General features: G+C 62.8%; 25 protein-coding genes. 19 read left to right on the plus strand and 6 right to left on the minus strand.

The genetic code is table 11. The features are described from left to right. The first annotated feature begins 10 nt into the window (after positions 1-10). Entirely contained in the window at positions 11-919 is a 909-nt protein-coding gene (hemC, locus tag XalbCFBP2523_RS06175; protein ID WP_012917060.1) for a hydroxymethylbilane synthase, read from the plus strand. A 90-nt stretch (positions 920-1,009) separates the two neighbouring features. On the opposite strand, the gene XalbCFBP2523_RS06180 is transcribed toward hemC, so the two are convergent. Continuing rightward, positions 1,010-1,795 carry a DUF481 domain-containing protein gene (locus tag XalbCFBP2523_RS06180; RefSeq protein ID WP_012917059.1) on the minus strand — a complete coding sequence of 262 codons (786 nt, stop codon included), beginning with the start codon at positions 1,793-1,795 and terminating at the stop codon, positions 1,010-1,012. 178 nt (positions 1,796-1,973) lie between these two features. Here XalbCFBP2523_RS06180 and XalbCFBP2523_RS06185 point away from each other — a divergent pair, with 178 nt between their 5' ends. Then, positions 1,974-2,945: a helix-turn-helix transcriptional regulator gene (locus tag XalbCFBP2523_RS06185; protein ID WP_045766251.1), complete on the plus strand. Its 972-nt coding sequence runs from the start codon at positions 1,974-1,976 to the stop codon at positions 2,943-2,945. 33 nt (positions 2,946-2,978) lie between these two features. Here XalbCFBP2523_RS06185 and XalbCFBP2523_RS06190 read toward each other — a convergent pair whose 3' ends face one another. Further along, positions 2,979-3,410, minus strand: coding sequence for a winged helix-turn-helix transcriptional regulator (locus XalbCFBP2523_RS06190; RefSeq protein ID WP_268747609.1), 432 nt, complete (start codon positions 3,408-3,410; stop codon positions 2,979-2,981). 89 nt (positions 3,411-3,499) lie between these two features. Further along, entirely contained in the window at positions 3,500-4,087 is a 588-nt protein-coding gene (locus XalbCFBP2523_RS06195; RefSeq protein ID WP_045766249.1) for a lipocalin family protein, read from the minus strand. Between the two features lie 125 nt (positions 4,088-4,212). Between XalbCFBP2523_RS06195 and XalbCFBP2523_RS06200 the strand changes: the two genes are divergently transcribed. After that, complete coding sequence (locus tag XalbCFBP2523_RS06200; protein WP_045766248.1) at positions 4,213-4,503, plus strand: hypothetical protein; 291 nt, start codon at positions 4,213-4,215, stop codon at positions 4,501-4,503. 67 nt (positions 4,504-4,570) lie between these two features. Continuing rightward, complete coding sequence (locus tag XalbCFBP2523_RS06205) at positions 4,571-6,682, plus strand: prolyl oligopeptidase family serine peptidase (protein WP_045766247.1); 2,112 nt, start codon at positions 4,571-4,573, stop codon at positions 6,680-6,682. Between the two features lie 139 nt (positions 6,683-6,821). On the opposite strand, the gene XalbCFBP2523_RS06210 is transcribed toward XalbCFBP2523_RS06205, so the two are convergent. Further along, positions 6,822-8,033: a pyridoxal phosphate-dependent aminotransferase gene (locus tag XalbCFBP2523_RS06210; RefSeq protein WP_045766246.1), complete on the minus strand. Its 1,212-nt coding sequence runs from the start codon at positions 8,031-8,033 to the stop codon at positions 6,822-6,824. Positions 8,034-8,229: 196 nt separating this feature from the next. On the opposite strand from XalbCFBP2523_RS06210, the gene XalbCFBP2523_RS06215 reads away from it, so the two are divergent. The 7 genes from XalbCFBP2523_RS06215 (at position 8,230) to hslU (ending at position 15,680) form a co-directional block, all read left to right on the plus strand. Then, the gene (locus XalbCFBP2523_RS06215) at positions 8,230-10,311 is read left to right on the plus strand and encodes a S9 family peptidase (RefSeq protein ID WP_196297599.1); all 2,082 of its coding nucleotides are present in this window, start codon (positions 8,230-8,232) and stop codon (positions 10,309-10,311) included. Between the two features lie 205 nt (positions 10,312-10,516). Beyond that, on the plus strand, positions 10,517-10,756 hold the full coding sequence (lptM, locus tag XalbCFBP2523_RS06220; protein WP_045757003.1) for an LPS translocon maturation chaperone LptM: 240 nt from the start codon (positions 10,517-10,519) through the stop codon (positions 10,754-10,756). After that, positions 10,743-11,603 carry a diaminopimelate epimerase gene (dapF, locus tag XalbCFBP2523_RS06225; protein ID WP_045766244.1) on the plus strand — a complete coding sequence of 287 codons (861 nt, stop codon included), beginning with the start codon at positions 10,743-10,745 and terminating at the stop codon, positions 11,601-11,603. The genes lptM and dapF overlap by 14 nt, the downstream gene beginning before the upstream one ends. Further along, positions 11,600-12,265 carry a DUF484 family protein gene (locus XalbCFBP2523_RS06230; protein WP_012917050.1) on the plus strand — a complete coding sequence of 222 codons (666 nt, stop codon included), beginning with the start codon at positions 11,600-11,602 and terminating at the stop codon, positions 12,263-12,265. The genes dapF and XalbCFBP2523_RS06230 overlap by 4 nt, the downstream gene beginning before the upstream one ends. Further along, positions 12,262-13,236, plus strand: a complete 975-nt coding sequence (gene xerC / locus XalbCFBP2523_RS06235; protein WP_080928153.1) for a tyrosine recombinase XerC — start codon at positions 12,262-12,264, stop codon at positions 13,234-13,236. Before XalbCFBP2523_RS06230 ends, xerC begins: the two co-directional genes overlap by 4 nt. Positions 13,237-13,576: 340 nt before the next feature. Further along, entirely contained in the window at positions 13,577-14,128 is a 552-nt protein-coding gene (gene hslV, locus XalbCFBP2523_RS06240) for an ATP-dependent protease subunit HslV (RefSeq protein ID WP_045766243.1), read from the plus strand. Positions 14,129-14,303: 175 nt separating this feature from the next. Beyond that, positions 14,304-15,680, plus strand: coding sequence for an ATP-dependent protease ATPase subunit HslU (hslU, locus tag XalbCFBP2523_RS06245; RefSeq protein WP_045766242.1), 1,377 nt, complete (start codon positions 14,304-14,306; stop codon positions 15,678-15,680). Positions 15,681-15,837: 157 nt separating this feature from the next. Here hslU and XalbCFBP2523_RS06250 read toward each other — a convergent pair whose 3' ends face one another. Next, positions 15,838-17,205 (minus strand): DUF2252 domain-containing protein, encoded by a 1,368-nt coding sequence (locus XalbCFBP2523_RS06250; RefSeq protein ID WP_045766241.1) that lies wholly within the window; start codon positions 17,203-17,205, stop codon positions 15,838-15,840. A gap of 367 nt (positions 17,206-17,572) precedes the next feature. On the opposite strand from XalbCFBP2523_RS06250, the gene ubiE reads away from it, so the two are divergent. The 4 genes from ubiE to XalbCFBP2523_RS06270 all read left to right on the plus strand — a co-directional run bounded on the left by ubiE (position 17,573) and on the right by XalbCFBP2523_RS06270 (position 22,067). Beyond that, positions 17,573-18,334, plus strand: coding sequence for a bifunctional demethylmenaquinone methyltransferase/2-methoxy-6-polyprenyl-1,4-benzoquinol methylase UbiE (ubiE, locus tag XalbCFBP2523_RS06255; RefSeq protein ID WP_045757392.1), 762 nt, complete (start codon positions 17,573-17,575; stop codon positions 18,332-18,334). Positions 18,335-18,752: 418 nt separating this feature from the next. Continuing rightward, positions 18,753-19,340: a hypothetical protein gene (locus XalbCFBP2523_RS06260; RefSeq protein ID WP_045761984.1), complete on the plus strand. Its 588-nt coding sequence runs from the start codon at positions 18,753-18,755 to the stop codon at positions 19,338-19,340. Continuing rightward, entirely contained in the window at positions 19,337-20,053 is a 717-nt protein-coding gene (locus XalbCFBP2523_RS06265; RefSeq protein ID WP_045761983.1) for an isopentenyl transferase family protein, read from the plus strand. The genes XalbCFBP2523_RS06260 and XalbCFBP2523_RS06265 overlap by 4 nt, the downstream gene beginning before the upstream one ends. Positions 20,054-20,138: 85 nt before the next feature. Further along, positions 20,139-22,067, plus strand: coding sequence for a M1 family metallopeptidase (locus XalbCFBP2523_RS06270; protein WP_045766240.1), 1,929 nt, complete (start codon positions 20,139-20,141; stop codon positions 22,065-22,067). 11 nt (positions 22,068-22,078) lie between these two features. Here XalbCFBP2523_RS06270 and XalbCFBP2523_RS06275 read toward each other — a convergent pair whose 3' ends face one another. Continuing rightward, complete coding sequence (locus XalbCFBP2523_RS06275) at positions 22,079-22,300, minus strand: hypothetical protein (protein WP_146084047.1); 222 nt, start codon at positions 22,298-22,300, stop codon at positions 22,079-22,081. Here XalbCFBP2523_RS06275 and XalbCFBP2523_RS06280 point away from each other — a divergent pair. The 4 genes from XalbCFBP2523_RS06280 to XalbCFBP2523_RS06295 are packed head-to-tail and all read left to right on the plus strand — an operon-like array spanning position 22,299 to position 25,029. Beyond that, the gene (locus XalbCFBP2523_RS06280) at positions 22,299-22,649 is read left to right on the plus strand and encodes a cupin domain-containing protein (RefSeq protein WP_045766238.1); all 351 of its coding nucleotides are present in this window, start codon (positions 22,299-22,301) and stop codon (positions 22,647-22,649) included. The two genes, XalbCFBP2523_RS06275 and XalbCFBP2523_RS06280, sit on opposite strands and share 2 nt — an antisense overlap. A gap of 33 nt (positions 22,650-22,682) precedes the next feature. Continuing rightward, positions 22,683-23,672, plus strand: a complete 990-nt coding sequence (locus tag XalbCFBP2523_RS06285; RefSeq protein WP_045766237.1) for an alpha/beta fold hydrolase — start codon at positions 22,683-22,685, stop codon at positions 23,670-23,672. After that, positions 23,669-24,388 carry a hypothetical protein gene (locus XalbCFBP2523_RS06290; RefSeq protein ID WP_045766236.1) on the plus strand — a complete coding sequence of 240 codons (720 nt, stop codon included), beginning with the start codon at positions 23,669-23,671 and terminating at the stop codon, positions 24,386-24,388. The genes XalbCFBP2523_RS06285 and XalbCFBP2523_RS06290 overlap by 4 nt, the downstream gene beginning before the upstream one ends. A 5-nt stretch (positions 24,389-24,393) precedes the next feature. After that, the gene (locus XalbCFBP2523_RS06295; protein ID WP_196297625.1) at positions 24,394-25,029 is read left to right on the plus strand and encodes an HAD family hydrolase; all 636 of its coding nucleotides are present in this window, start codon (positions 24,394-24,396) and stop codon (positions 25,027-25,029) included. Positions 25,030-25,238: the final 209 nt, after the last annotated feature.

The following is a 25,238-nucleotide window of genomic DNA, read 5'->3' on the forward strand; positions in this document are numbered from 1 at the left end:
TAATGCGTGGATGAAGATCCTGCGTATTGCCACCCGCAAGAGTCCGCTCGCCCTTTGGCAGAGCGAATATGTCGCCGCCTGCCTGCGGCGCGCGCACCCGCAACTGGAGGTGCTGCTGGTGCCGATGAGTACGCGCGGCGACGAAGTGTTGGACCGCTCGTTGGCGGCGATCGGTGGCAAAGGACTGTTTCTGAAGGAACTGGAGCTGGCGATGCTGCGCGGCGACGCCGATTGCGCGGTGCATTCGCTCAAGGATGTGCCGATGGAATTGGAGCGACCGTTCGTGCTGTCGGCGATCTTGCCACGTGCCGATTCGGCCGATGCGCTGATTTCCAACCTGTACGCGGCATTGGATGCGCTGCCGCTCGGTGCCCGTGTAGGGACCTCGTCGTTGCGTCGGCAGGCGCAACTGCGTGCGCGGCGTCCTGATCTGCAGCTGTTGGACCTGCGAGGTAACGTCAACACGCGTCTGGCCAAGCTGGACAATGGTGATTACGACGCGATCGTACTGGCTTGTGCTGGCCTGCAACGGCTGGGCCTGGAACGTCGCATCACTCAGCGGCTGCAGGCGCCGGACTGGCTGCCGGCCCCGGCGCAGGGGGCAATCGCGGTGGAATGCCGCCAGGACATGGCGGCAGCATGCGCGTTGTTCGCCGTGTTGGACGATGTTGCGACGCGTACCTGCGTGGAGGCCGAGCGGGCGATGAACCGCGCGCTGCACGGCAGTTGTCACGTTCCGGTCGCTGCCTTCGCCCAGTGGCGCGGCGAGGATCTGTTGCTGCAGGGACTGGTCGGTGACGTTGCCGACGGGCGCCTGGTGCGCGCGCAGATACAGCGCAGCGCGCAGGATCCACAGGCGCTAGGTCAGGCCGTGGCCGATGCCCTGCTAGCTGCCGGCGCTGGCGCATTGCTCGCATAGACCGGGCGACTTGCCCCGGAGGTTCTGCTGCCCGCGCTAGCAGGCACCCGTCCGTGGCCGTCTAGGGCAGGGTGGTGCCGAATCTTGGGTTTATTTGAACTTGTACACCACGTTCATCGTGGCCAGCGTGTCGGTCTTCTTCTTTCCGCCACTGACGACGCTGTTGTAACGCGCTTGCCAAGCGGCTTTGAGCGCCAGCCGCTCGTTCATGCTCACCGAGATGCCCAGGTCGTCCTGAGCGAAGGTGTCGTAGGCGCCCGATTCGACCAGTAGGGTGTTGCTCAGTTCGGTGTTGTGGGTCAGTCCATACTTGAAATCAACCAGACCGCGGCCGATCAGCCCGGTTTCGGTGCGGTCCTGCGCCACGTCGTGGGCGCGGCGTACGCCGGGGCCGATCTGTACATCGATGCTCTTGTGGTCGCCGTCCATGATCCGCGTGCCGTAGCCGATACCGATCGTGCCCAGCCGGTCGTAGGTGGCGAAGTCGTCGCGTTCGTAGCGCAGGTTGGCTGTCAACTGACGGTGCTCGCCGAGTTGCAACGCGCTGCCAGCGCTGCCGGTGTAGCGGTTGGAGGTGGTCTGGCGCAAGCGTGTGATCGTGCCGTCCGCGTTGGTGTTGGTGTAATCGGCGCTGGCGCGTAACGCGAACAAGTCCAGGCTGTGGATCCAGTCGCCATCCACGTATTGACCTTTGAACCTGCCGTTGATGCTCTCGTTGGAGCTATTACCATGCGAGGACGCGATACCCAGTTCGCCAGAACCGCTCCAAGGCGAGCTGGCCGGATCCGTGGGGGCAGCCGTGTCGGCGGCCCATGCCGGAGACGCGCTCAGCAGCAATGAGGCGATGGTGGATGCGATGGGGGCGCGGCGGGACATGAGTTTTTCTCCGGAGGGGGGCGGGACGCAGCCTTCGGCTAACGAGTTGAAAACGATTTCATCATACCGGATCCACATGACACCCTGGTCATGCGCTGCATTGCCGGTTTGGTCGCTGGCGGCGCCAGGCTGCGCTGCAGCGGGCGTTTTCGGCCTCGGACTCAGACATAATTGTGCCATGGACCGCTACGAACGTATCAATGCACTGCACCGCCAGCTCAAGTCCGCGCGCTACCCGGTGACGGTGGCGCGGCTGCAGGACGAACTGGGCTGTTCCCGCGCCACTGTTTACCGCGATCTGGCGTTCCTACGCGATGCGCTGATGGCACCGGTCGAAGGCGATGGCGAAGCGGGTTTCCGCTACGAATCCGCCGAGAGCGACCGTTTCGAACTGCCCGGGCTTTGGCTGAGTTCCGAGGAGCTGCATGCGCTGCTGGCCTCGCAACAGTTGCTGGCGCGTACTGGTGGCGGAGTGTTGTCCTCGGTGCTGGCGCCGTTGCAGCAACGTATCGAGAGCCTGCTCGCCGCGCAGGCTGGGGTGACCCAGTGGCCGGTGGAGCGGGTGCGGGTGATTCCGCATCGCGGTCGTAAGCTCGACGAGGCCAGTTTCCGCACTGTCGCCTCGGCGGTGCTGGAGCGTAAGCGGCTGTCGTTCGATTACCGCGCGCGTTCCACCGACGAATCGACCAAGCGGACCGTCTCGCCGCAGCGCATCACCCACTACCGCGACAACTGGTACCTGGATGCTTGGGATCACGGTCGCGATGCGGTGCGTAGTTTCGCGGTGGACCGCATCAATCATGCGCGGTTGCTCGATCAGCCGGCACAGGACGTCGCCGATGCCGAACTGGATTCTCAGCTTTCATCTAGCTATGGGATTTTCTCCGGTGCGCCCAAGGGGTGGGCCACGATCGTGTTCAGTCCCAAGGCGGCGCGTTGGGTCGCCGACGAGCACTGGCACTCCAAGCAACAAGGGCGATTTTTGCCCGATGGCCGCTACGAACTGAAAGTACCGTACAGCGTCTCGCGCGAGTTGTTGATGGATGTGCTGCACTATGGTTCCGACGCCGAGATCGTCGAGCCGCGCTCGCTGCGCGAGCAGGCCAAGGCGCTTCTCGCACTGGCATTGAGCAATTACAGCGAGGATTGAGCTGGCCAGCGTCGGTGGCCGCGCCCTGTTGGGCTATTCCGGCAGGGCGTCTGCTACGGTGCTACTGCTGAGGATGTTGCCGATGTTGCGCTCGATGCAGTCAACCAGTGCATGCACATGCACGGCGATCTCTTCGCCGAGCGGAGTCAGGGTGTACTCCACATGCGGCGGTACCACTGGGTAGGCGGTGCGCTGCACGAATGCGTCCGCTTCCAGCGCATGCAAGGTCTGTGACAGCATCTTTTCGCTGACTCCCTCCAGGCTGCGGCGGAGGTCGCCGAAGCGGTGCGTGCCCTTGCGCAGCCCTACCAACACCAGCACGCCCCAGCGGCTGGTCACGTGGCTCAGTACCGCGCGGGAGGGGCAGTTTTGCGCGAACACCTGGCCGCGTAGCATCGCCGTTTGGGCAGAGGATCCGGCTGGGTTGTCGATGGATTCGGAAAGTATGCTGGCCAAGTGGTGCACCTGTCTGTGGGGGAGGGCACCCCGATCATACGAGCAGCGCCGGGGAATTCGCTGAGCGCCAGGTGATCGATCGGCGAGTGCTGGGCCGTTCAGGGCTTTTCCGGGACCTCGAAGCCAAGCCGGCCGACCTGTTCGCGGCGTTGCGCGATGCGCAGGAGCTTGTCGGTGTTGATGCCGTATTTGTGGTCCATTTTGTCGACCAATTCGCGGTACTGCTTGTGGCTCATGTCTGGACTGCGCGCGAACACCCAGGCCAGATCGCGTCCGGGATAGTCGATTAGCGCCCAGGAATAGTCTGGCGCCACTTCCAGAATTCGGTATTTGGTGGGCAACACGGCGAAGAACCAGGTGGTCCAGCGGCGGTTACCGGTCCCTGCGTTAACCGTGGCGCGAGAGGTGATTTCCTTGAGCGGTTCGTCGAAGCCCTTACGGTACTGGTAGCGCACGGCGATCTTGCCATTGTCCTTGAGCGTGTACTCGTCGCTGCTGGCGACATGGCCGCGTTCGGCGAAATACGGGATATGCGCGATCACGTACCAGCGGCCCATGAAACGCTGCAGGTCGATGGGCGGTCGCGCCGCTTCCTGCTCCGGGCCTGGCGACTTCGCCCGCACTGTCGACGCAGGGGCGAGGATGCCGAGCAGCAACACGGAGGCAAACAGAGGAAGCAGGCGCATGGGGAGTTCCGAGAGGTAGGGTCGAGCGTAACGAATTTTGCGCTTACAGCGTGTCAATGGTACGTCGCAGTCCTTGAGATGTGGCAGCGGCACGCTGCGCGCCTTGTCCCTCCGGAGTCACCGTCATGCCGAATATTCCCGTGTCACGTTTTGTTCATGTCCCGCATCCGGGCCTGTGTCGCTTGCTGAAGCAGGTGACGCTGGTCGGACTGGCGATGGTTGTGGTGTGGCCCGCCGCGCGCGGAGACAGCGCATGGCTGGGCTGGTGGCCGCTGTGGTTGCTGGGGATGCCACTGAGCGCCTGGTGGGCGTTGCACCGCTTCCCGATGTCGCTGCGGCCGCTGCTGGCCTGGGTGCGGGCCCGGCCGCGGACACAGGCCCGGTGGCGGGTGCGACAGCCTCCCAGCGTGGCCTGACCTTCGGCAGGGGAAGGCCGAAATGACGCATGATACGGTGCGGGGCCCTTCTCCAGGATCTATCGCCATGTCGTCTCTCGCGCAGGCTTGCTTGCTCGTCGCTTTGCTCACGGCCGGCTCCGTTGCCGCCAAGGAACCCGCAATGCCCCAAGATCCCTATGCTTGGCTCGAAGACGTCACCGGCGCCAAGGCGCTGGACTGGGTCAAGACGCAGAACGCCAAGGCTGAGGCGCGGCTCGCCGACACACCGGCGTTCAAGGCCAGGGAAGCCGGTATCCGCGAGGTGATGGATTCCGATGCCAAGATCCCGTGGGTGAATAAGATCGGTCCTTACTACTACAACCTGTGGAAGGATCGCGAGCACACGCGTGGCCTGTGGCGACGCACCACCCTGGAGGAGTACCGCAAGCCCGAGCCGAAGTGGGAGACGGTGCTGGACCTGGACGCGTTGAACAAAGCCGAAGGCGAGAACTGGGTGTGGCATGGCGCCGATTGCCTGCGCCCGCAGTATCGCCGCTGCTTGATCGCGCTGTCGCGCGGCGGCGCCGATGCCGACGTCACCCGTGAGTTTGACCTGAGCACCAAACAGTGGGTCAAGGGTGGCTTCTTCCGATCCGAGTCCAAGGGCCACCTGGGCTGGATCGATGCCGACACGGTCTACGTGAGCACCGACTTCGGTCCCGGGTCGATGACCACGTCCGGCTATCCGCGCATCGTCAAACAGTGGAAGCGCGGTACCCCGATGCAGAGCGCGACGCTGGTGTACGAGGGCAAGCCGCAGGATATGCAAATCCTCGCGATGCACGACGACACCCCCGGTTACGAGCGCGATTTCGTATCCCGCGTATTGGCCTTTTACAACAGCGAACGGTATCTGCGCGATCCCCATGCCGGCGGCCGTCTACGCAAGATCGATGTGCCCAATTCGGCCAACAAAAATGTGTACCGGCAATGGTTGACCGTGCAATTGCGCGATCCGTGGACCGTGGATGGCACCACGTATCCCGCCGGAGCCTTGCTGGTGACCAAATTCGACGACTTCATGGCGGGTAAGCGTGCGTTCCAAGTGTTGTTCGCGCCGACCAAGACGACGTCGCTGGAGTCCTTCGCCTGGACCAAGTCGCGGCTGGTGCTGAATGTTCTCGACGACGTCAAGAGCCGGTTGTGGGTGCTGACCCCGGGCGAGGGCGAGTGGGCGCGGGCGCCGTTTCCGGTGAGCAATATGGCGTTCGGCAGCATTTTTGCCGAAACGGTCGATGCTGACGAAAACGATCAGGTCTGGCTGACTGTCACCGACTTCCTCACCCCGACCACGCTGATGCTGGCCGATGTGCAGCGCGGTCCGCAGAGCATCGAGAAGCTCAAAGCAACGCCGAGCTTCTTCGATGCGTCCAAGGACGAAGTCGAGCAGTATTTCGCGGTGTCCAAGGATGGTACCAAGGTGCCGTATTTCCTGATCCGGCCGAAGCAGTTCAAGCGCGATGGCAGTCATCCGACCCTGTTGTATGGCTATGGTGGCTTCGAGATCTCGATGACGCCGGGCTACTCGGGCAGCTTGGGCCGCGCCTGGCTCGATCAGGGCGGCGTGTATGCCTTGGCCAACATCCGTGGGGGGGGCGAATATGGCCCGGGCTGGCATCAGGCCGCGTTGAAGCAGAACCGGCATAAGGCTTATGAAGATATGGCGGCGGTCGCGCAGGATCTGATCGCGCGCAAGATCACCTCGGCCAAGCACTTGGGGGTGGAAGGCGGCAGCAACGGCGGGCTGATGGCTGGCAACATGCTGGTGCAGTACCCGCAGTTGTTCGGCGCGGTGGTTGTGCAGGTGCCGTTGCTGGACATGAAGCGCTATAGCCACCTGCTGGCTGGCGCTTCGTGGATGGCCGAGTACGGCAATCCGGACACCGACGATTGGAAATTCATTCGGACCTTCTCGCCTTATCACCTGTTCGATCCCAAGAAGGCCTATCCTCCAGTGATTTTCCTTACCTCCACCCGCGACGACCGGGTGCATCCGGGGCACGCGCGCAAGATGGCGGCGAAGATGCTCGATGCCGGCAAGGACGTGACCTTCTACGAGAACATCGAAGGCGGCCACGGCGGCGCGGCCAATAACGCGCAGCAAGCGCACATGCAGGCGCTGGCTTACAGTTTCCTATGGGAGCATCTTGCCAAGTGAGAGCGTCGTGGTCCGCTGCCTGCAAGGCCGCGGACCAGCGGTTGTGTCGTTTGGCAGTTAAGTCAGCCGGCACAGCCGCGCGAACGCAGCGTCCTGCAGCGTCTGGGCCGTGGCCGAGACGCCGATGCAGTGCGGCGTCTCAGCGCTCCCAACGCGCCAGTCCGCGCGCAATCCGCGCAACCGCCTCCTGCAGCCGCGGCAGGCTTTGCGTGTAGGCGATGCGCACGTGCTGGTGCGCGCGGTGATGGCCGAAATCCACCCCGGGGGTGAGCGCCACATGCTGGGTTTCCAGGAAGTGCGTGCAGAGCGCTTGTGCGTCGTCGGTGAACGCGCCAACGTCGGCATACAGATAGAACGCACCCTGCGGCTCGACATCGATGCGGAAGCCGAGTGCCCGTAACGCTGGTAGCAGGTAATCGCGGCGCCGTGCGAATTCGGCGCGGCGCGCTTCCAGGATCTGTAACGTATCGGGATGAAAACACGTCAGCGCCGCCTGCTGGGCAATGCTGGAAGCACTGATGTACAAGTGCTGTGCCAGCTTTTCCAGTGCCGGTACCGCCGCGCGTGGTGCCACCAGCCAACCCAGGCGCCAGCCGGTCATGCCGAAATACTTGGAGAAACTGTTGAGCACGTAGGCGTCGTCGTCGACCTCCAGCACGCTGGGCGCGTCGATGCCGTAACTCAGGCCGTGGTAGATCTCGTCCACGACAAAGTGGCCGCCGCGTGCGCGCAGCGCCAGCGCCAGCGCTGCCAACTCGGCACGCGTGAGCAGCGTGCCGGTCGGGTTGGCCGGCGAGGCCACCAGCGCACCGACGCACGCGGCGTTCCAGTGCCGTTCCAGTAATGCGGGCGTCAGTTGGTAGCCGCTGTCCGGTCCGGTCGGGACCAACTGCGCGTTGCCTTCGACCAGGCGCAAAAAGTTCCGGTTGCAGGGATAGCACGGGTCGGCCATCAGCCAGTGTTTGCCAGGATCCACCAGCAGTGCGCTGGCCAGCAGCAGCGCACCGGAACCACCGGGGGTGATCAGGATTCGTGCCGGGTCCAGGTCGATGTCGTGGCGTTGTTGGTAGAAATCTGCCAGTGCCTGTCGTAAGGCCGGTAATCCCCGTGCGGCGGTGTAACGGGTGTGGCCGGCGGCGAGCGCCGTTTGACCGGCGGCGACGATCGGCGCGGCGGTGGTGAAATCCGGCTCGCCGATTTCCAGATGGATCACATCGTGGCCAGCGTGTTCCAGTTCGTTGGCGCGCGCCAGCAGTGCCATCACGTGGAACGGTTCGATCTCGCGGCTGCGCTGGCTGTATTCCGGTCCAGTCGGGGGCGCCGCAGGGGTGTCGCCGGACAAACAGGTCATGGCGGCGATGGTAGCTGATGGTGAAGGGGCCGGAAATACTCATCGCGTGTATTGCCAGAATGCGGTGTTGTGGGGAGACTCGACCGACATTGCACGGTGACGTCTCTCCCTTGTCGGGCGCAGTCCCATTGCGTTTCACTAACCGGAACCCCATCACATGCCGTATCGCCCTTTGCTAGCGTGCCTGCTCTTGCTCATGACCACTTCTTTCGCTTCCGCCACCGATGTCACACCGCCGCGCCCAGCCAAGCATCCGCATGCGGTCAAGGCGCCGTTCGGCGCGGTGCGCCAGGACCCCTATTACTGGCTGCGCGACGACACCCGCAAAAATCCGAAGATGTTGGCCTATCTCAACGCCGAGAACGCCTATGCCGACCATGTGCTGAAGCCGCTCAAACCGCTAGAGGACACGCTGTACACCGAGATCGTCGGTCGCATCAAGCAGGACGACAGTAGCGTGCCGTATCGCGAGCGTGGCTACTGGTATTACAGTCGCTACGAAAGTGGTAAGGATTATTCGATTCATGCGCGGCGCAAGGGCAGCATGGACGCGCCGGAGCAAGTTCTGCTCGACGTCAATGCGATGGCTGCGGGGAAGGGATATTTCAACGTGGGCGATGCGGTGGTCAGCCAAGACAACCGCCTGCTGGCCTGGACCGAAGACGAAGTTGGTCGTCGCCAGTATGTCGTGCGTTTCAAGAACCTGGATACGGGCGAGGTGTATGCCGACCGCATTCCGAGTGTGTCGCCGGAGGTGGTCTGGGCCGACGACAACAAGACTCTGTTCTACGTCGAGAACGACCCGGAAACCTTGCTCAGCGTGCGGGTCAAGAAGCATGTGGTGGGTACGCCGGCGACCCAGGACACACTGGTCTACGAGGAAAAGGACGATAGCTTCTATCTGAGCCTGGAGCGTACCCGCGACGACAAGTACATCGTCATCAGTATGGGAAGCACCGTGTCTTCCGAGCAGCGCTACGCGTCTGCCGCCGACCCGCAACACTTCGCGGTGCTGGCTCCGCGCGAGCGCGATGTCGAATACTTCGCTGACCATTTCGACGGACGCTGGGTGATCCGCACCAACTGGAAGGCCAAGAACTACACGCTGATGACCGCGCCCGATGGTGCGAGCGCACGCGCGCAATGGCAGCCCTGGCTGCATTACGACGAAAACGTGTTCATCGAGGGGTTTGCCTTGTTCGATGGTTTCACTGCCATTGCCGAGCGCTCCGATGGCTTGGAGCGGATTCGCCTGCACTTCGTCGACGGCAAAGAGGAATACGTCAAGGTCGACGAGCCGGCGTATTCGATGGGGCTGTCGATCAATTCCGAACCCAACACGCCATGGTTGCGTTACAGCTACACCTCGTTGACTACGCCGGCCACGACGTATGAACTCAATACCCGCACCGGCGAACGCAAACTGCTCAAGCAGCAGCCGGTGATCGGTTACGACGCCAGCAAATACCAGACCGAACGTCTGTGGGTCACTGCGCGCGACGGGGTCAAGGTGCCGGTGTCGCTGGTCTACAAAAAGGGCTTCAAAAAGGACGGTCGCGCGGCGTTGTACCAGTACGCCTACGGCAGCTACGGCTTGTCCACCGATCCGAGCTTCAATCTGCCGGTGGTCAGTCTGCTCGATCGCGGTGTGGTCTATGCCATCGCCCACATCCGCGGTGGCCAGGAAATGGGGCGCCGCTGGTACGACCAAGGCAAGTTGTTGCATAAGAAAAATACCTTCAACGATTTCATCGACGTGACCCGCGCGCTGGTACGGCAGGGCTATGCGGCGCCGGACCGTGTCGCCGCCGCCGGCGGCAGCGCGGGTGGTCTGTTGATGGGCGCGGTGGCGAACATGGCGCCGCAGGACTACCGCGTGCTGGTGGCGCAGGTGCCGTTCGTCGATGTGGTCACCACCATGCTCGATCCGAGCATCCCGCTGACCACCAACGAATACGACGAGTGGGGCAACCCCGAGCAGAAGACCTATTACGATTACATGCTCAGCTACTCGCCCTACGACAACGTCAAGCGCCAGGCCTATCCGGCGATGTACGTCGGCACCGGCTTGTGGGACTCGCAGGTGCAGTACTGGGAACCTGCCAAGTGGGTGGCCAAGCTGCGCGAGGACGATACCGGCACCCGGCCGATCGTATTCCGGGTCAATATGGAGGCCGGCCACGGCGGCAAGTCCGGACGGTTCCGCCGCTATCGCGAGTTGGCCGAGTCCTACGCGTTCGTGCTCGATCAGTTGGGGGTGGAACACGTCGCGAAGTGATGCGTGCGCGCCACTGGGAGTCCAGATGGCCTGGAGGCTGTGGCGTCGCGCATCTGGATGGCGGCGCTGACAATGGCGCTGTGCATGCGGCGACTGCTGTGGTACCAGCAGTCGCCGCACGATGGACTGTGGCGTGGTCGCTCCCGCGCGCGAGGTGGAAGAGGTGGCAAAGCCAGATTCATGCCGGTGTGGCTATACTCGGCACATGAGCACCCCGTCCTCTTATTCGATCCGTATCGTCCTGGCCGCTGCCGTGCTGTTCGCGCTGACCGGATGCGGCAACAAGGGGCCGCTGGTGATGCCGCAGAAACCGGTACCGGTGGAGGTCGCGCCGGCCAGCACGCCCGAGGCAACGCCGCCGGCCAGCTCCGATCCCGCCACCCCGTCCACGCCGACCGACGGTCAACCGTCGCAACCGACTACCCCCGCCGATGGAAAAGGGTGAGACCAGTCGCGGCGCGCGCCTGCGCTTCACCAAGATGCAGGGTGCGGGCAATGATTTCGTGGTGCTCGATTTGCGCGATGGCAGTTCCCCGCCGGATGCCGCGTTGGCGGTGCGTCTGGCCGATCGCCACTTCGGTATCGGCTGCGACCAAATCCTGACGATCGAGCCCGCGCGCAATGCGGCGGCACTGGCCAGCTATCGCATCTGGAACACCGATGGCAGCGCCGCTGGGCAGTGCGGTAATGGTGCGCGTTGCGTCGCCGCGTGGCTGGTGCGCGATGGCAGCGCCAGTGGCGATCGTTTCGTCATCGAAAGTCCCGCCGGAGCGCACCGTATCGAACGCTGCGACGATGACCAGTTCGCCGTGGCGATGGGAGTGCCACGCTTTGCCCCGGAAGACGTGCCTCTGATCGGTTTTCCGGATGCGCTGGACGAATATCTGCTGCCGATGCACGGCGAGAGCGTGCGTTTCGGCGCGGTGTCGATGGGGAATCCGCACGCGGTACTGGAAGTGGGCTTGGTCGATGCCGCGCCCGTCGAACGGCTGGGTCCGCTGCTGCAGCAGCATGCCTCGTTTCCGGACTCGGTCAATGTCGGTTTCGTGCAAGTGATCGATCGTGATCGCCTGCGCCTGCGCGTGTACGAACGCGGTGTCGGCGAAACCCTGGCTTGTGGCAGCGGTGCCTGTGCCGCGGCGGCGGTGTTGATGCAACGCGGTCGTGTGGATCGCGATGTGCGCGTGGTCTTGCCCGGCGGCGAGTTGCGCGTGCAATGGCCGCACGCTGCCGCGCCGCTGGTGATGTCCGGGCCGGCCGCGTTTGTTTTCGATGGAGAGTGGATTCAATGAGCGAGAGTCTGGACAAGATCGGTGCGCACGAGGTCGCGGCATGGTTGCGCCGTCATCCGGGCTTTCTGAAGCAGTTTCCCGATCTGGCGCTGACCCTGGTGGTGCCGCGCGATGATGGCCCGACTGCGTCGTTGGCGAGTTACCAACTGGAAGTGCTGCGCGACAAAAATCGCGAATTGTCGCGACGCCTGGCCGAATTGGCGGCCAACGCGCAGGTCAACGAACGTCTGGCCGTGCGTACGCATCAGTTGACACTGGCGCTGATGCGGCAAGGCAGCGCCGCCGACAGCGTCCGCGCGATGGCGGCGTCGTTGCAGGAGGATTTCCACGGCGATCTGGTCAGTATCGTGCTGCTGCAGCCGTTGCCCGGCCTGGAACAGGCGCCTTGGTTGCAGATCGTGGCGCAGGACGATCCGCGGCTGGCACCGTTTCGCGATTGCCTGAAGGATGGCGAACCGATCTGCGGACGCCTGCAACCGGAAAAACAGGCGTTGCTGTACGCCGAGCGGATCGATACCGTGCAATCCACCGCATTGTTGCCGCTGCCTGGCCTGGGCCTGATCGCGGTCGGTAGCCGCGATCCCAATCGTTTCTATCCCGGCATGGGGACATTGTTCCTACGCATGATGGGCGAGGCGCTGGTGGTGGCGCTGCAGCGATGAAGGTGGCGGCGACAGACGCCAAACGCGGAAAGCGTGCAAGCCGCCCTGGCACGGTTGCCGATGCGGCCGTTGGCAATGCGGTGTCTTCCGCGACGTGTCGCGTCTCCGAGTTCCTTGCCTATCTCCGGGTCGAGCGCCGGATGTCCGCGCATACCCTGGATGCATACCGCCGCGATCTGGCGGCGCTGACCACGTGGGCGGCGGATAACCTGTTGGGCGATCCGGCATTGCTCGGTGCCGAACAACTGCGTCAGTTCATCGCCGCCGAGCATCGCCGCGGATTGTCGCCGAAGAGCCTGCAGCGGCGCCTGTCGGCCTGCCGCAGTTTCTATGTCTGGCTGCTCAAGCACGGTCATATCGAGGCGAGTCCTGCCGCGGCGTTGCGTGCACCGAAGGCGCCGCGCAAATTGCCGCAGGTGCTCGATGCCGACGAGGCGGTGCGCCTGGTCGAAGTTCCCACCGACGTGCCACTGGGCTTGCGCGATCGTGCCCTGCTGGAATTGTTCTATTCCTCCGGTTTGCGCCTGAGCGAGCTGTGCGCGTTGCGTTGGCGTGACCTGGATGCCGCCAGCGGCCTGGTCAGCGTGCATGGCAAGGGGGGTAAACAACGCCTGGTGCCGATCGGCTCGCATGCGCGCAAGGCGCTGTCGGAATGGCGTGCGGAGCACTGCGCCGATGCCGCCGCGCCGGTATTTCCTGGCCGTGGCGGGGTGCCGATCGGCGCGCGCGCGGTGCAGATTCGGATCAAGCAGTTGGCGGCCCGCCAGGGGCTGTTCAAGCACGTGCATCCGCACATGCTGCGGCACAGTTTTGCCAGCCATATTCTCGAATCCTCCGGTGACTTGCGTGGGGTGCAGGAATTACTCGGCCATGCCGATATCGCCACCACGCAGATCTACACCCATCTGGATTTCCAGCACTTGGCCAAGGTCTACGATGCCGCGCATCCGCGCGCCAAACGCAAGTCCTGAGCGCTGAGCTTGTGGTATCGCTACCGTGGCGTAAGCGTGTCATGAAGTACGCTGCGATAGTACGCAGCAGCGCCGCAGCGATGGCATTGTGCAAGGCGGTGGTTGTTGTCGATTCCTTCGCGTTGCTGCGCGACATTGGTGACGGCCTCGCTGTCGCGAGTGTGTGCTCATGCGCTACACGATGCGTTGTACGCGCAGTCGTGGCCGAGGGCGTGGCGTGAGCCAGCGTGGGCAGTGTCGTGGAGGCGCATTGCAGCCGCGCGGACATGCCGACATCGGCTGCAGCGCTTGAACCCGGCGCCGCCCGCCCCCACACCTCAAAAACCCTTTCGGAGGCCGCATGGATCCCAGTCAGAATCCTCACGTTTTCCACGCCACCACGATTCTGTCGGTACGCCGCGACGGCCGTGTCGCCGTCGCTGGCGACGGTCAGGTGACGTTGGGCCATACTGTGATGAAAGGCAATGCGCGCAAGGTGCGCCGGCTCGGTCGCGACGGCCAGGTGCTGGCCGGTTTCGCCGGCGCGGCCGCCGATGCCTTCACCTTGTTCGAACTGTTCGAGGCCAAGCTGGAAAAGTACGGCCAACTGACTCGCGCGGCGGTGGAGCTGGCGAAGGACTGGCGCACCGAGCGCCGCTTGGGCAAGCTCGAGGCGTTGCTGGCGGTGGCCGATCGGGAAACCTCGCTGATCATCGGCGGCACTGGCGATGTGATCGAGCCGGAGGACGGCATCATTGCCATTGGCTCCGGCGGTTCCTATGCCCTGTCGGCCGCGCGCGCGCTGCTCGGTCATACCAGTCTTGACGCCAGAACTATCGCGGTCGAGGCGTTGAACATCGCCGGCGACATCTGCATCTATACCAACCGCAACGTGGTAGTCGAAGAACTGTGAGCGGCATGCGCCATCGTGTTTGCCTCGATGCCATCCGATCAGTGCTGTGGCGTGCGCAGCATCCTTGCAACCGCTTCCTCTTGCATCGATCGGCTGCACGTCGTGCGCGGGGCGTGGTGAGTCGCGTGCGTCGGTCGTCAGTGCCGATAATCCAACGTCATTCGTGAGTATATCCATGTCGCACAAGATCGAATCCTCCTCCGCCACCATGACCCCGCGCGAGATCGTGCAGGAGTTGGACCGCCACATCGTCGGTCAGCACGACGCCAAGCGCGCGGTGGCGATCGCGCTGCGCAACCGTTGGCGGCGCATGCAGTTACCCGACGCGATGCGCGATGAAGTGATGCCCAAGAACATCTTGATGATCGGCCCCACCGGCGTCGGCAAGACCGAGATCGCGCGGCGTCTGGCGACGTTGGCCAATGCGCCGTTCGTCAAGGTCGAGGCGACCCGCTTCACCGAAGTTGGCTACGTGGGCAAGGACGTGGAGCAGATCGTGCGCGATCTGGCCGATACCGCAGTCAAACTGTATCGCGAGCAGGCCAAGACCCGCGTGCGCGCCCAGGCGGAGGAACGTGCCGAAGAACGCATCCTGGATGCACTGCTGCCGCGGCGCAGCGTCGGTATCGGCTTCGATCCGGACGCTGTGCGCCAGGAGCCTTCGGCGCAGGACAGCGACACGCGCAGCAAGTTCCGGCGCATGTTGCGCGCCGGAGAACTGGACGAGCGCGAGATTGAACTGGACGTGCCGGTCAATGTCAGCATGGATATCATGACCCCGCCGGGGATGGAGGAGATGGGCCAGCAGTTGCGGCACATGTTTTCCAACCTCGGCGGCGGCAAGTCGCAGTCGCGCAGGCTCACCATCAAGGCCGCGCGGCCACTGTTGATCGAGGAAGAAGCCGGCAAGCTAGTCAACGAGGATGATGTGCGTGCTGCTGCGATCGACGCCTGCGAGCAGCATGGCATCGTATTTATCGACGAGATCGACAAGGTCGCCAAGCGCAGCGAAGCTGGCGTGTCCGGCGGCGATGTCTCGCGCGAGGGAGTGCAGCGGGATCTGCTGCCGCTGGTGGAAGGCTCCAACGTCAGCACCAAGTACGGCACGGTCAAGACCGACCATATCCTGTTCATCGCTTCTGGTGCGTTCCATCTGGCCAAGCCCAGCGATTTGATTCCGGAACTGCAAGGCCGTTTCCCGATCCGGGTGGAGTTGTCGGCGTTGTCCAAGGACGATTTCATTCGCATCCTCACCGAGCCTAAGGCGGCGCTGATCAAGCAATACGAGGCCTTGTTGCTGACCGAGGGCGTGAGCCTGAGCTTCAGCGATGATGCGATCGTCCGTCTTGCCGAAATCGCGTTCCTGGTTAACGAGCGTCAGGAGAACATCGGTGCGCGGCGTTTGCATACCGTACTCGAGCGCCTGCTCGACAGCCTGAGCTATGAAGCGCCCGACCGCGACGGCGAGAGTGTCACCGTGGATGCCGGCTATGTCGACGCGCGCCTGAGCGAACTGGTGCAAGACCCGGATCTGAGTCGGTACATCCTGTAAGCGCGTCGTGGCCGAAGCCGCGGCACACAGTCGCAAGAACGCCTGTTGCGACTGTGTGCGATGCTGAACGCTGTCGGGCCGTGCGGGCAGATCCGATTGCGATGCATCTCGCCGATCCCAGGCGTTTGCATCGCGACACCGCCGTGCAGGCGCGGAATCAGTACAGCGGTGTCCCTGCCTTGTACGCGGCCACGAAGGATTGCCAATCCATTTGCACCTGTGCGGCATAATCGAATGCGAACCGGCGCAGCTCCCACTTCAGTCCGCTTGTGCTGGTGACGGCTTTGTCGATTTGCTTGTCGATGCTGTATGGCGTCACCCATGGGTTGTAGTCCCGGTCGGCCAGCGCGTGCGCCGAGGCCAGTGCCTGGCCAACATAGGTCGCTGCGGTGACGAGCGTGTCGGCGCTGTTCAGCACGCTCGGGTCGAAGTCTTCCTGGAACGGCGATTTTTCATGCACGTAGAACGGGGTGCCGTTGACCCGGGTGTAGCCGATTAACACATCGGCAGCGATGGTCTGTGCTTTGGCGGTAAGCGCCACGCGCGCGCCTTCGTTGTTGCCATAGGTGAAGGCGGGCATCTGCCATGGCGGCGTGGCGATCGCCACCGCACTGGTTGCTTCCTGCTTCCATTCCAGGATCACATCATCGTCGGTGGACGTCGTGGGGCCTTCGATCAGCACGTACAGACGCAGTCGGCCCAGGCTGCCGACGCCAGACCCCAGCTTCTGATGCACGTCCTTGATCGTGTAGTAGCTGGATGGATAACGTTTGGAGACGGCGATCGAGTCGATGTAGCCATGCATCGCCGCTGCGACTCCCGCAACGGTGGCATTGTCCACGGCGACCAGATCTTTCAGGGTCTGGAACGTGCGCTTGCCGCCGCTGACCTCGGTGTACTTGGACAGTAATTTATCGCGGCTCTTGCCATCGGCCTTTTCGATGATCTTGGCGACGGCGCCGCTGGTGTTGTCCTTGGTCAACTGAAAGGTCTTTTCCGCATCGCTGCGACTGAACTGGCGCATTTTGTCCATGTAGGCGCCGACCATGGTGTCGATCGCATCGCCGATGTCGCTGTCGGACAAGCCGTTGTCGCGCCCGGCCAGCACCATGCTCGCCGCCAGCCGGCGCAGGTCCCAGATGTATTGGCCGAGATGACCTTCGTCGAAGTCGGAGACCTTGAAGACGGCCACGCCGTTGCTGTCGCGTGCGGCATCGAAGTTGTTGATGTGGGCATCGCCGCTGAGCCAGGTGTAGCCAGTCTGCGGGGAGGTCCAGGGCGAACACGGCAAGCGCTTCATGTCGTGATAGAAGATGGTGTCGGTGCCGCGGTAGAAGGCGTAGGCGCTGCCTGCCATCTTCGCCATCTTGGTATCCAGTTCGCCGTGTTGCGCGGCATAGGGGTGGTTGTCGTTGTAGATCTGCTGCACGACCCAGGCGTCGCGTTTGCTCGCCGCCAGCGCATCGCAACTGCTTGTAGCGAGGGTCATGCCGATGAATAAACACAATGGGAGGTGGGTGGACATCTTGGATCTCCAAGCGTGTACAGTGGAATCCATTCGATCATGCCGGGATTGCCTGCGGATGAATCTCGTGTGTCTGCGTCGGTGCTTGCCGCGCTCGGGCATTGCAAAGTGAGAGGCGGTTTGGGCGATGTTCAGCGGTACGACGCGCAGCGGTCGTACAGGCGTGATGGCGATCATCCACAGGGCTCGCGTTCCATCACGCAAATCGGACTATAGGTTTGCATCACATGACGTCCTGAATGGTCAGGAATCCCAGTGTCGGCAAGTGCGCCAGTGTGGTCCGTCTCACATCCGCTGGATCGCCGAGGTGCGGATCGTGCCCGCGCCACTACCACCACATAACGGCTGGCAGTGCGATAATCTCGGCATGAGCGAATCTCCTTACACGACTGGTACGACCCATTTCGGTTTCCGCGACGTTGCCGCCAAGGACAAGCAAAAGCTGGTCGGCGACGTGTTCACTTCGGTCGCCGGTAATTACGATCTGATGAACGATCTGATGAGTCTGGGCATTCATCGGGTGTGGAAGCGCTATTTCGTGGCTACTGCCCAGGTCAAACCGGGCGACCGCGTCCTCGATCTGGCTGGTGGCACTGGCGATATCGCCGCGCTGCTCAAGGAGCGCGTCGGCAGCGACGGTGCGGTGGTGCTAGGCGACATCAACGCCGGCATGTTGTCGGTGGGTCGTGACCGGCTTACCAACCGTGGCCTGGTGGCTGGCCTGGATTATGTGCAATGCAATGCCGAGGCGCTGCCGTTCCCGGATCAGTGCTTCGATCTGGTCACCATCGCCTTCGGTCTGCGCAACGTGACCGACAAGGACGCGGCGTTACGCGAGATGTACCGTGTCCTCAAGGTTGGCGGACAAGCGCGGGTGCTGGAATTTTCCGAGGTCACCGTCGACTGGTTCAAGCCGCTCTACGACTTCCATTCATTCAAGGTGCTGCCGCGGCTAGGCAAGTTGTTCGCCAAGGATGCCGAGAGCTACCAGTACCTGGCGGAAAGTATTCGCAAGCATCCGCCCCAGGAACCGCTGAGAGCGATGATGGAAGAGGCCGGCTTTGCCCGCAGTCACTATAAGAATCTGACTGGCGGAATCGTGGCGATCCATTCCGGCTACAAGATCTGAGGCTGTCAGTTATCTGGTAGCGGATGCGTTGCGTCGCTGTGGCGTCCGCGCGAGCAGTTGTGCATCCAGAAGGCGTGCAGCGCATTGTGCTAGGCCGCCGAACTCGGCTCCACCGTTTGAGTCTTTGCGGATGCGTTGGCCTACGTTTGGCCGTCTCTCGCATCGTTACGTGAATTTTTAATGTTTCTGAGTTTGCATCGGATCGACGAATGGTGCATTGTCTGGATCATTTATGCACCATTGGTAAATTCATAAGGAATATTGGGCTTGTCGCGAGATCGTGAGTCGATTTTATGAATTTGAAATTCATCTTTTTGAAAATTCACGCCCTCAGCATCTTTTCAAGCTGTTATGGCTGAGGTGTGCCGCAATACGTTTCTTCTGTCTATATTCATCGGGCTGGTTGGGTTGGTGACGAATGACGATTTCTCCTGCGTGCGGTAGCTGCGATACCTTCGAATGGCTTGCGCTCATGGATGTTCTCGGATTCGAGGATTTCGAATTCACGGTCCTGTGCGGCCAGTTAACACCGTTGATGCTGGATATGCCGCAGCCCGGCTTGCTGAAGTTCAGCCTTGCCAGCGGTAAGCGGTTTTTTTTGATATGCGATGTCGATGCGCAATCTGATCCGTGCTTCCGTCCCACCGATATCGTCTGCCTTTATTCGTCCATGCCGTTGGTGGCGGGAGACGTTTTCATTGCGCAAGCCGAGCGCTTCAATGCGCTAGTCCGGCAAGGCTTGCGGACCTGTCTTCTTTATCGGTGCGAAGGGGGAGCGCTGGGGCAGGCGCTTGAAGAGTGCACCTGCGCTGCTGTCCGGATCGAATGGGAAACACCTTATATGCACGCCGAGGAGCAACGCAGCGGTCTGATGCTGTCCTCGGGTTGGAGGACGGGAATCAGTGAGCATGCGGCCAGCTTGATCGCCAACTATATGCACACACGTGCGCGGTCAGGCGATGCGCTTGCGCAGAGGTCATGCCTGGACGAGGTCGAGAAGCTATGAATGGTGCGTTGTATTTGATCTGGGGGCCAACCTGCAGCGGCAAGACAGCGCTTGCCGTGGCGTTGGCCGAGCAAAGTGGATGGCCGGTCATCGGGCTGGATCGGATTCAGTGCTATCCAGAACTGGCCACCGGCAGCGGGCGTCCGCTGTCGTCAGAACTGCGCGGCACCCGCAGGATCTATCTCGCCTCGCGCGCGGTGCGCGAGGGAATCATCGCAGCGGATGAGGCGCACGCCTTGCTCAAGGACATGGTCGGCCGGCACAGCGCTGCTGGTGGCGTGATTCTGGAGGGCGGGTCGATTTCGCTGATCAATCGGATGATCGCCGACCCATACTGGGCGAGCGGTTGGCAGTGGCATTCGCGCAGATTACGCCTGGGCGATCCTGCGGCGTTCCTCGATAGAGCGCTGCGCCGCGTCGAGCAGATGCTGCGCACGCACCAGGAACACCCCTCGCTGCTGGAAGAACTGGTGGCGCTATGGCCCGATCCTGCGCTGCGCCCGATCCTCGAGGATGTCGATGGGTATCGGTATGCGATCCGTTTCGCGCGACACTGGAACTTGCAGGTCGCCGACCTGCTGTCCATGCGTGATGAGATGAAACAGCGCCTGATTCGCGGCATTGCCGAGGAATATCTTGAACATGCGCAGTGGCAGGAGCGGGATTTGCTGGCCTTGCCGGCAAGCTGGCAAGCACAGGAGTTATCGATGTAACGCGGTGGCCTGCGCCAATCGGGCACCGTAGGGCGCGCGGGCGAGGCTGCGTTAGAATCGGGTTTTGCCCGATGGGTTGGCCTGTATGCGATCCCCCTTGTTGTTGACCTTGACTGTCGCGCTCGGCATGGCGGGCTGTTCCAATGAACAGGCTCCTGTCGCCGCGGCTCCCGTAACGCCTGCTGCCGCACCGCGCGTGGATCGTAGTCACGACGAGACCTCGTACGCCGAGCCGTCCAAGGTCGTCATCAAGGATCTGGCGCTGGATCTCAAGCTGGATTTCGACCACAAGCAGATCGGTGGCACCGCGACCTATACCTTGGACTGGAAGGATCGCAACGCCAAGCAATTGGTCTTGGACACCCGTGAGCTCACCATCGAGAAGGTACAGGCCGACGATGGCAAGGGCCACTTGGCGCCGCTGCAGTACACGCTGGCGCCGGCCAACGCGATCTACGGCAGCAAGCTGACGATCGAAGCGCCGAACCGGCCGCAGAAAATCACCATCGCTTACCATACCTCCGCCACTGCCTCAGGCTTGCAGTGGCTGGAACCGGCGATGACCGAGGGCAAGAAACTGCCCTTCATGTTCAGCCAATCGCAAGCCATCCACGCGCGCTCGTGGGTGCCGTTGCAGGATACCCCGAGCGTGCGCTTCACCTACAGCGCGCATGTGGTTTCGCGCCCGGATGTGATGGTGCTGATGAGCGCCGACAACGATCCGAACGCGGTGCGCGACGGCGACTACACGTTCAAGATGCCGCAGCCGATTCCGTCCTATCTGCTGGCCATCGCCGCCGGAGACCTGGTGTTCAAACCGATCTCCGCGCGCTCGGGCGTGTGGGCCGAACCGGCGATGGCCGACAAGGCGGCCAAGGAGTTCGAGGACACCGAAAAAATGATCGTCACCGCCGAGACGCTGTACGGCCCGTATCGCTGGGGCCGCTACGACATGCTGGTGTTGCCGCCGTCGTTCCCGTTCGGCGGCATGGAGAATCCGCGCCTGACCTTCGCCACGCCGACCGTGATTGTCGGCGACAAGTCGCTGGTGTCGTTGATCGCGCACGAACTGGCGCATAGCTGGTCCGGCAACTTGGTGACCAACGCCAGTTGGAAGGACATCTGGCTCAACGAAGGATTCACCACCTATGTGCAGGCGCGCATCACAGAAGCGCTGTACGGTGCCGAAGCGGCGGAGATGGAGCGTCAGATCGACCAGACCGATTTACTGGCCGATCTGAAGGGCATGCGGCCGACCGACCAGCTGCTGGCGCTGCCACCGCTGACCGAGCGCGATCCGGATGATGCCCTGAGTCAGATCGCCTATGTCAAAGGCGCTTGGTTCCTGCAATTTCTGGAGCAGCGCTTCGGTCGCGACACGTTCGATGCGTTCCTGCGCGGTTGGTTCGATGACCATGCCTTCCAGAGCGCCAACACCGACCAATTCGTCGATTATCTGAAAACCCATCTGCTGGCCAAAAAGCCCGATGCGGTGAGTGCGCAGGAGTTGCATGCGTGGCTGGACGAGCCGGGCATTCCCGTCTTCGCGCAGAAGGCGCGTTCGCGCAATTTCACGATGGTCGATACCGCACGCATCGCCTGGAGCGGGAGTGGCATCTTGCCGGGCAAGCAGATCACCGACGCCTGGAGCACGCAGGAGTGGGTGCGTTTCCTCAGTGGCCTGCCGCCTGTACTCACGCTTGAACAGATCAAACAGCTCGACGCGGCCTACCATTTCACCGGCACGCCGAACGGCGAGATCGCGATGCGCTGGTACCCGCTGGCCATCCGCAGCGGCGACCTCGACGCGCGTCCGGCGGCTGGGGAGTTCATCGCCCGCATCGGTCGTCGCCGGCTGATCCTGCCGGTCTACGCGGAGCTGGTGAAGACCCCGGATGGTCTGGCGTTCGCCGAGCAAGTCTTCGCCCAGGCCAAGCCCGGTTACCACCCGATCACCACGGCGTCGGTGCAGGAGATGCTGGACAAGGCCAAGGCCGGCGCTGTCGCGCATTGAGCCGGTCGCATTCATAGACGAGACAGGTGGCGCGCGCGATGCCGGTGGCGATCCCGGCGCTGGGCATTCGCGCTATCCTCGGCCGTTCCGATGGCCTCATCGTCCATGCGTGCCTGCCCTTCGTCCGCCAATGCCGACCCGGCTTCCCAGCATTCGCCGTCGTCCTGGTCCTGCGCTTCCAGGGCTAGCCCGATCGCGCCGGCTTGCATCTGCCGAGGAGAATGCCCTGACATGACCCATATCTGCACCATGTTCGGGAAGCGGCTGACGCCGTTGCCGGATGCCGCCGGCGGCGAAGTCTTCACCGAATTGCTCAGACGCCCCGGCTGCCGCATCGAACGCATCGTCTCGCATGGGCAAACTACTCCCCAGGAAACGCCCTATCTGCAAGCGCACGATGAATGGGTGATGGTGTTGAACGGCCACGCACGCGTGGTCGTGCACGACCAGGAGGTCGCGCTTGCGCCTGGCGATGACCTGTTGATCCCGGCGCACACGCCGCATTGGGTGAGCTTCACCGACTTGGACCAGGCCACCGTTTGGCTGGCGATCCATCTTGGCGAAGCCGACGCGGCCGTCTGAACGCATGTCATGTTTGTGCTTGCGGGTTTTTCCATGGCGTTGATCGCGTCGTTGCTGTGGTGTGTGTTCACCGTGCTTGCCGTGACCTTGGCGTTGTTATTGGGCGTTGTGCTGTTGTTGCGGCACAAGCCATTCCTGCTGCTGCGCCTGGAAGGCCTGCGTCAGCGCTGCGGCAGTAGGTTGCATCGGCGTCAGGCGCAGGTCGCCGGACATCGCTGGACGTATTTGCAACGCGCCGCGACCGAGCCTACCGCGCCGACGCTATTGCTGCTGCACGGCTTCACCGGCAGCAAGGAAAACTGGCTGCCGCTGGCGCGTGCGCTGGGCACGCGCTATCACCTGATCATCCCCGATCTGCCTGGCTGGGCGGAGAGCCAGCGCATTGCCGGCGAAGATTATGGTTTCCTCGCGCAGGCTGAACGCGTCGCCGCATTCGCCGCGCACTGCGTGCGCCGTGCCGGCAGCGAGTGCGTGCTGATTGGGCATTCGATGGGCGGTGGCATTGCCGCGTTGGCTGCCGCGCGTTATCCCGCGCGATTTGACCGGGTCGGTTTGCTCAATGCGGCCGGCGTGCGTTTTGCCGACAACGCGTTCGGCCAGACGGTGCTGGAAGGTCATAACCCGTTTGCAGTGCACGATGCCGCATCGCTGCGCCGTTACATCGATACCGCGTTCCTGCTCGAACGCAGCAAGCCGCGCATCCCAGCATGGGCGGTGCCGTTGGTGGTCGCCTGGCGCCGCCGAGAGGCCGATTTCGAGCAGCAGGTACTCGCACGGATCGGTCGCGGCGAGGAGGCGTTCCTGCCATTCGAGCAAGCCGCATTGATCCGTCAGCCGGTCTTGCTGCTGTACTGCGTGCAGGATGCGGTGATCGATGCCAGCGCGCTGGCGTTGTACGCGCAGCGCCTGCCGCAGGCGATCCAGGTGATGCTGGATGGCTGCGGCCACATGTCCATTGTCGAAAAACCCAACGACGTCGCGCAGGCGATCGCAACCCTGATCCAACGAGGAACCCCACGATGAAACGTCTCCTGCTCGGTGCGCTGTGCGCTGTTGCCCTGGTCGGTTGCGGCGACCACGAAGCCGAACGTAAGGCGCAAGCCGCCGCTCAAGCGCAGGCCAAGGCGCAGGCCGCCGAGGACCTGGCCAAGCAATACGCCGCCGCCGCCGCATCCGCCAACTGGGAATTGGCGCGGATTCACGGCGCCGCATTGCAGCAGCAGTATCCCGACTCCGCTGCCGCCGAACGCATCCGGCCCGGCTACGCAGAGGTCAAGGCCAAAGGCGAGGCCGCGCGCGAACTGCGGCGCATGCAGGCCGCCTGGCAGTATTCGCAGGTGCCGGCCGGCAAGGGCATGCAGCGCGCGGCGATGCTGTACAGCCGTGACAAGGTGGACGTGGACGGCAGCGGACCGAAGCCGGTGCAACTGGTGTTTCGCGATCATCCCGAGTGGAAGCGCAGCGCCTACCTGGTGTTGCAGTCCGGCGATTTCCGCTGCGCCAACGGCTGCAAGGTGGAATTGAAGGCCGATGCCGGCGCGCCGCGTCCCGCTGCGGCGAGCCGCCCGAAGACGGACGAAGCCATCGCCATGTTCATCACCGACAACAAGGCGCTGTGGAAGCTGGCGCGCAAGACCACGGTGTTGCAGATCACCTTTCCAGTGAAGGCGGGCGGGACGCGCACGGCGGTGTTCGAGACCGGCGGGCTGGACGGCGCGCAGATGCCGGGATGGGATTGAGCCGCATGCATGCCGCCACGCCGCAGGCACAGAGATTGCGCCAAGTGCGGCATTGGGTGTTCGACATGGACGGTACACTGACTCGCGCGGTGCACGATTTCAGCTCGATTCGCCGTGTCCTGGATATCCCGCTGCAGGCCGATATTCTGCAGCACCTGGCGACATTGCCGGAAGCGCAGCGCGCCTCCAAGCATGCTTGGTTGCTCGAACACGAGCGCGCATTGGCGCAGCAAGCGATCGCCGCCAACGGTGCTGCTATGCTGCTGCGGACGCTGCATAAGGCCGATTGTCGGTTGGCCGTGCTGACCCGCAATGCGCGCGAACTGGCGCAACTGACCCTGGAAGAGATCGCACTCCACGATCTGTTCGACGCGGTGACCATCCTCGGCCGCGACGACGCCCCGCCCAAGCCGCATCCGGGCGGCCTGCTGCAGCTAGCCGAACACTGGGGCGTGGCGCCGCAGGCGATGGCGATGGTGGGCGATCACGAATACGACCTGCAATGCGGTCGCCATGCCGGGGCCGCCACGGTGTTGCTGCGTGCGGAGAATCCCTGGCCGGCGCTGGCCGATCTGCACTTCGCCGATTGCGCCGCGCTGCTGGCGTGGTGGCAGGATGCTGCGCCTGTTCCATCGGATTGAGGTGTTGACGCAAGCGCATGATTTTTCAGGAGCGACTAATTTTTCCATTTAATCTTATTGGAAAACTTCGAACATAAAAACCATATTGTTACTAGCAATGCAAATATTGCATAAAATTTCCACCAGCCACTCGGTTTCGTGAAAGATATTAAAAATGCTAAACTAGCCAAGCAAAGGCTATATTGAATGCCATTTAGTTTATACATGTG

The sequence above is a fragment of the Xanthomonas albilineans genome, from assembly GCF_002939705.1.
GTDB lineage: Bacteria > Pseudomonadota > Gammaproteobacteria > Xanthomonadales > Xanthomonadaceae > Xanthomonas_A > Xanthomonas_A albilineans.

Coding starts and splice junctions, on each gene's coding strand:
- hemC (WP_012917060.1), top strand. CDS start 11: ATGAAGATCCTGCGTATTGCCACCCGCAAGAGTCCGCTCGCCCTTTGG.
- XalbCFBP2523_RS06180 (WP_012917059.1), bottom strand. CDS start 1,795: ATGTCCCGCCGCGCCCCCATCGCATCCACCATCGCCTCATTGCTGCTG.
- XalbCFBP2523_RS06185 (WP_045766251.1), top strand. CDS start 1,974: ATGGACCGCTACGAACGTATCAATGCACTGCACCGCCAGCTCAAGTCC.
- XalbCFBP2523_RS06195 (WP_045766249.1), bottom strand. CDS start 4,087: ATGCGCCTGCTTCCTCTGTTTGCCTCCGTGTTGCTGCTCGGCATCCTC.
- XalbCFBP2523_RS06200 (WP_045766248.1), top strand. CDS start 4,213: ATGCCGAATATTCCCGTGTCACGTTTTGTTCATGTCCCGCATCCGGGC.
- XalbCFBP2523_RS06205 (WP_045766247.1), top strand. CDS start 4,571: ATGTCGTCTCTCGCGCAGGCTTGCTTGCTCGTCGCTTTGCTCACGGCC.
- XalbCFBP2523_RS06210 (WP_045766246.1), bottom strand. CDS start 8,033: ATGACCTGTTTGTCCGGCGACACCCCTGCGGCGCCCCCGACTGGACCG.
- XalbCFBP2523_RS06215 (WP_196297599.1), top strand. CDS start 8,230: ATGACCACTTCTTTCGCTTCCGCCACCGATGTCACACCGCCGCGCCCA.
- lptM (WP_045757003.1), top strand. CDS start 10,517: ATGAGCACCCCGTCCTCTTATTCGATCCGTATCGTCCTGGCCGCTGCC.
- dapF (WP_045766244.1), top strand. CDS start 10,743: ATGGAAAAGGGTGAGACCAGTCGCGGCGCGCGCCTGCGCTTCACCAAG.
- XalbCFBP2523_RS06230 (WP_012917050.1), top strand. CDS start 11,600: ATGAGCGAGAGTCTGGACAAGATCGGTGCGCACGAGGTCGCGGCATGG.
- xerC (WP_080928153.1), top strand. CDS start 12,262: ATGAAGGTGGCGGCGACAGACGCCAAACGCGGAAAGCGTGCAAGCCGC.
- hslV (WP_045766243.1), top strand. CDS start 13,577: ATGGATCCCAGTCAGAATCCTCACGTTTTCCACGCCACCACGATTCTG.
- hslU (WP_045766242.1), top strand. CDS start 14,304: ATGTCGCACAAGATCGAATCCTCCTCCGCCACCATGACCCCGCGCGAG.
- XalbCFBP2523_RS06250 (WP_045766241.1), bottom strand. CDS start 17,205: ATGTCCACCCACCTCCCATTGTGTTTATTCATCGGCATGACCCTCGCT.
- ubiE (WP_045757392.1), top strand. CDS start 17,573: ATGAGCGAATCTCCTTACACGACTGGTACGACCCATTTCGGTTTCCGC.
- XalbCFBP2523_RS06260 (WP_045761984.1), top strand. CDS start 18,753: ATGACGATTTCTCCTGCGTGCGGTAGCTGCGATACCTTCGAATGGCTT.
- XalbCFBP2523_RS06265 (WP_045761983.1), top strand. CDS start 19,337: ATGAATGGTGCGTTGTATTTGATCTGGGGGCCAACCTGCAGCGGCAAG.
- XalbCFBP2523_RS06270 (WP_045766240.1), top strand. CDS start 20,139: ATGCGATCCCCCTTGTTGTTGACCTTGACTGTCGCGCTCGGCATGGCG.
- XalbCFBP2523_RS06280 (WP_045766238.1), top strand. CDS start 22,299: ATGACCCATATCTGCACCATGTTCGGGAAGCGGCTGACGCCGTTGCCG.
- XalbCFBP2523_RS06275 (WP_146084047.1), bottom strand. CDS start 22,300: ATGTCAGGGCATTCTCCTCGGCAGATGCAAGCCGGCGCGATCGGGCTA.
- XalbCFBP2523_RS06285 (WP_045766237.1), top strand. CDS start 22,683: ATGGCGTTGATCGCGTCGTTGCTGTGGTGTGTGTTCACCGTGCTTGCC.
- XalbCFBP2523_RS06290 (WP_045766236.1), top strand. CDS start 23,669: ATGAAACGTCTCCTGCTCGGTGCGCTGTGCGCTGTTGCCCTGGTCGGT.
- XalbCFBP2523_RS06295 (WP_196297625.1), top strand. CDS start 24,394: ATGCATGCCGCCACGCCGCAGGCACAGAGATTGCGCCAAGTGCGGCAT.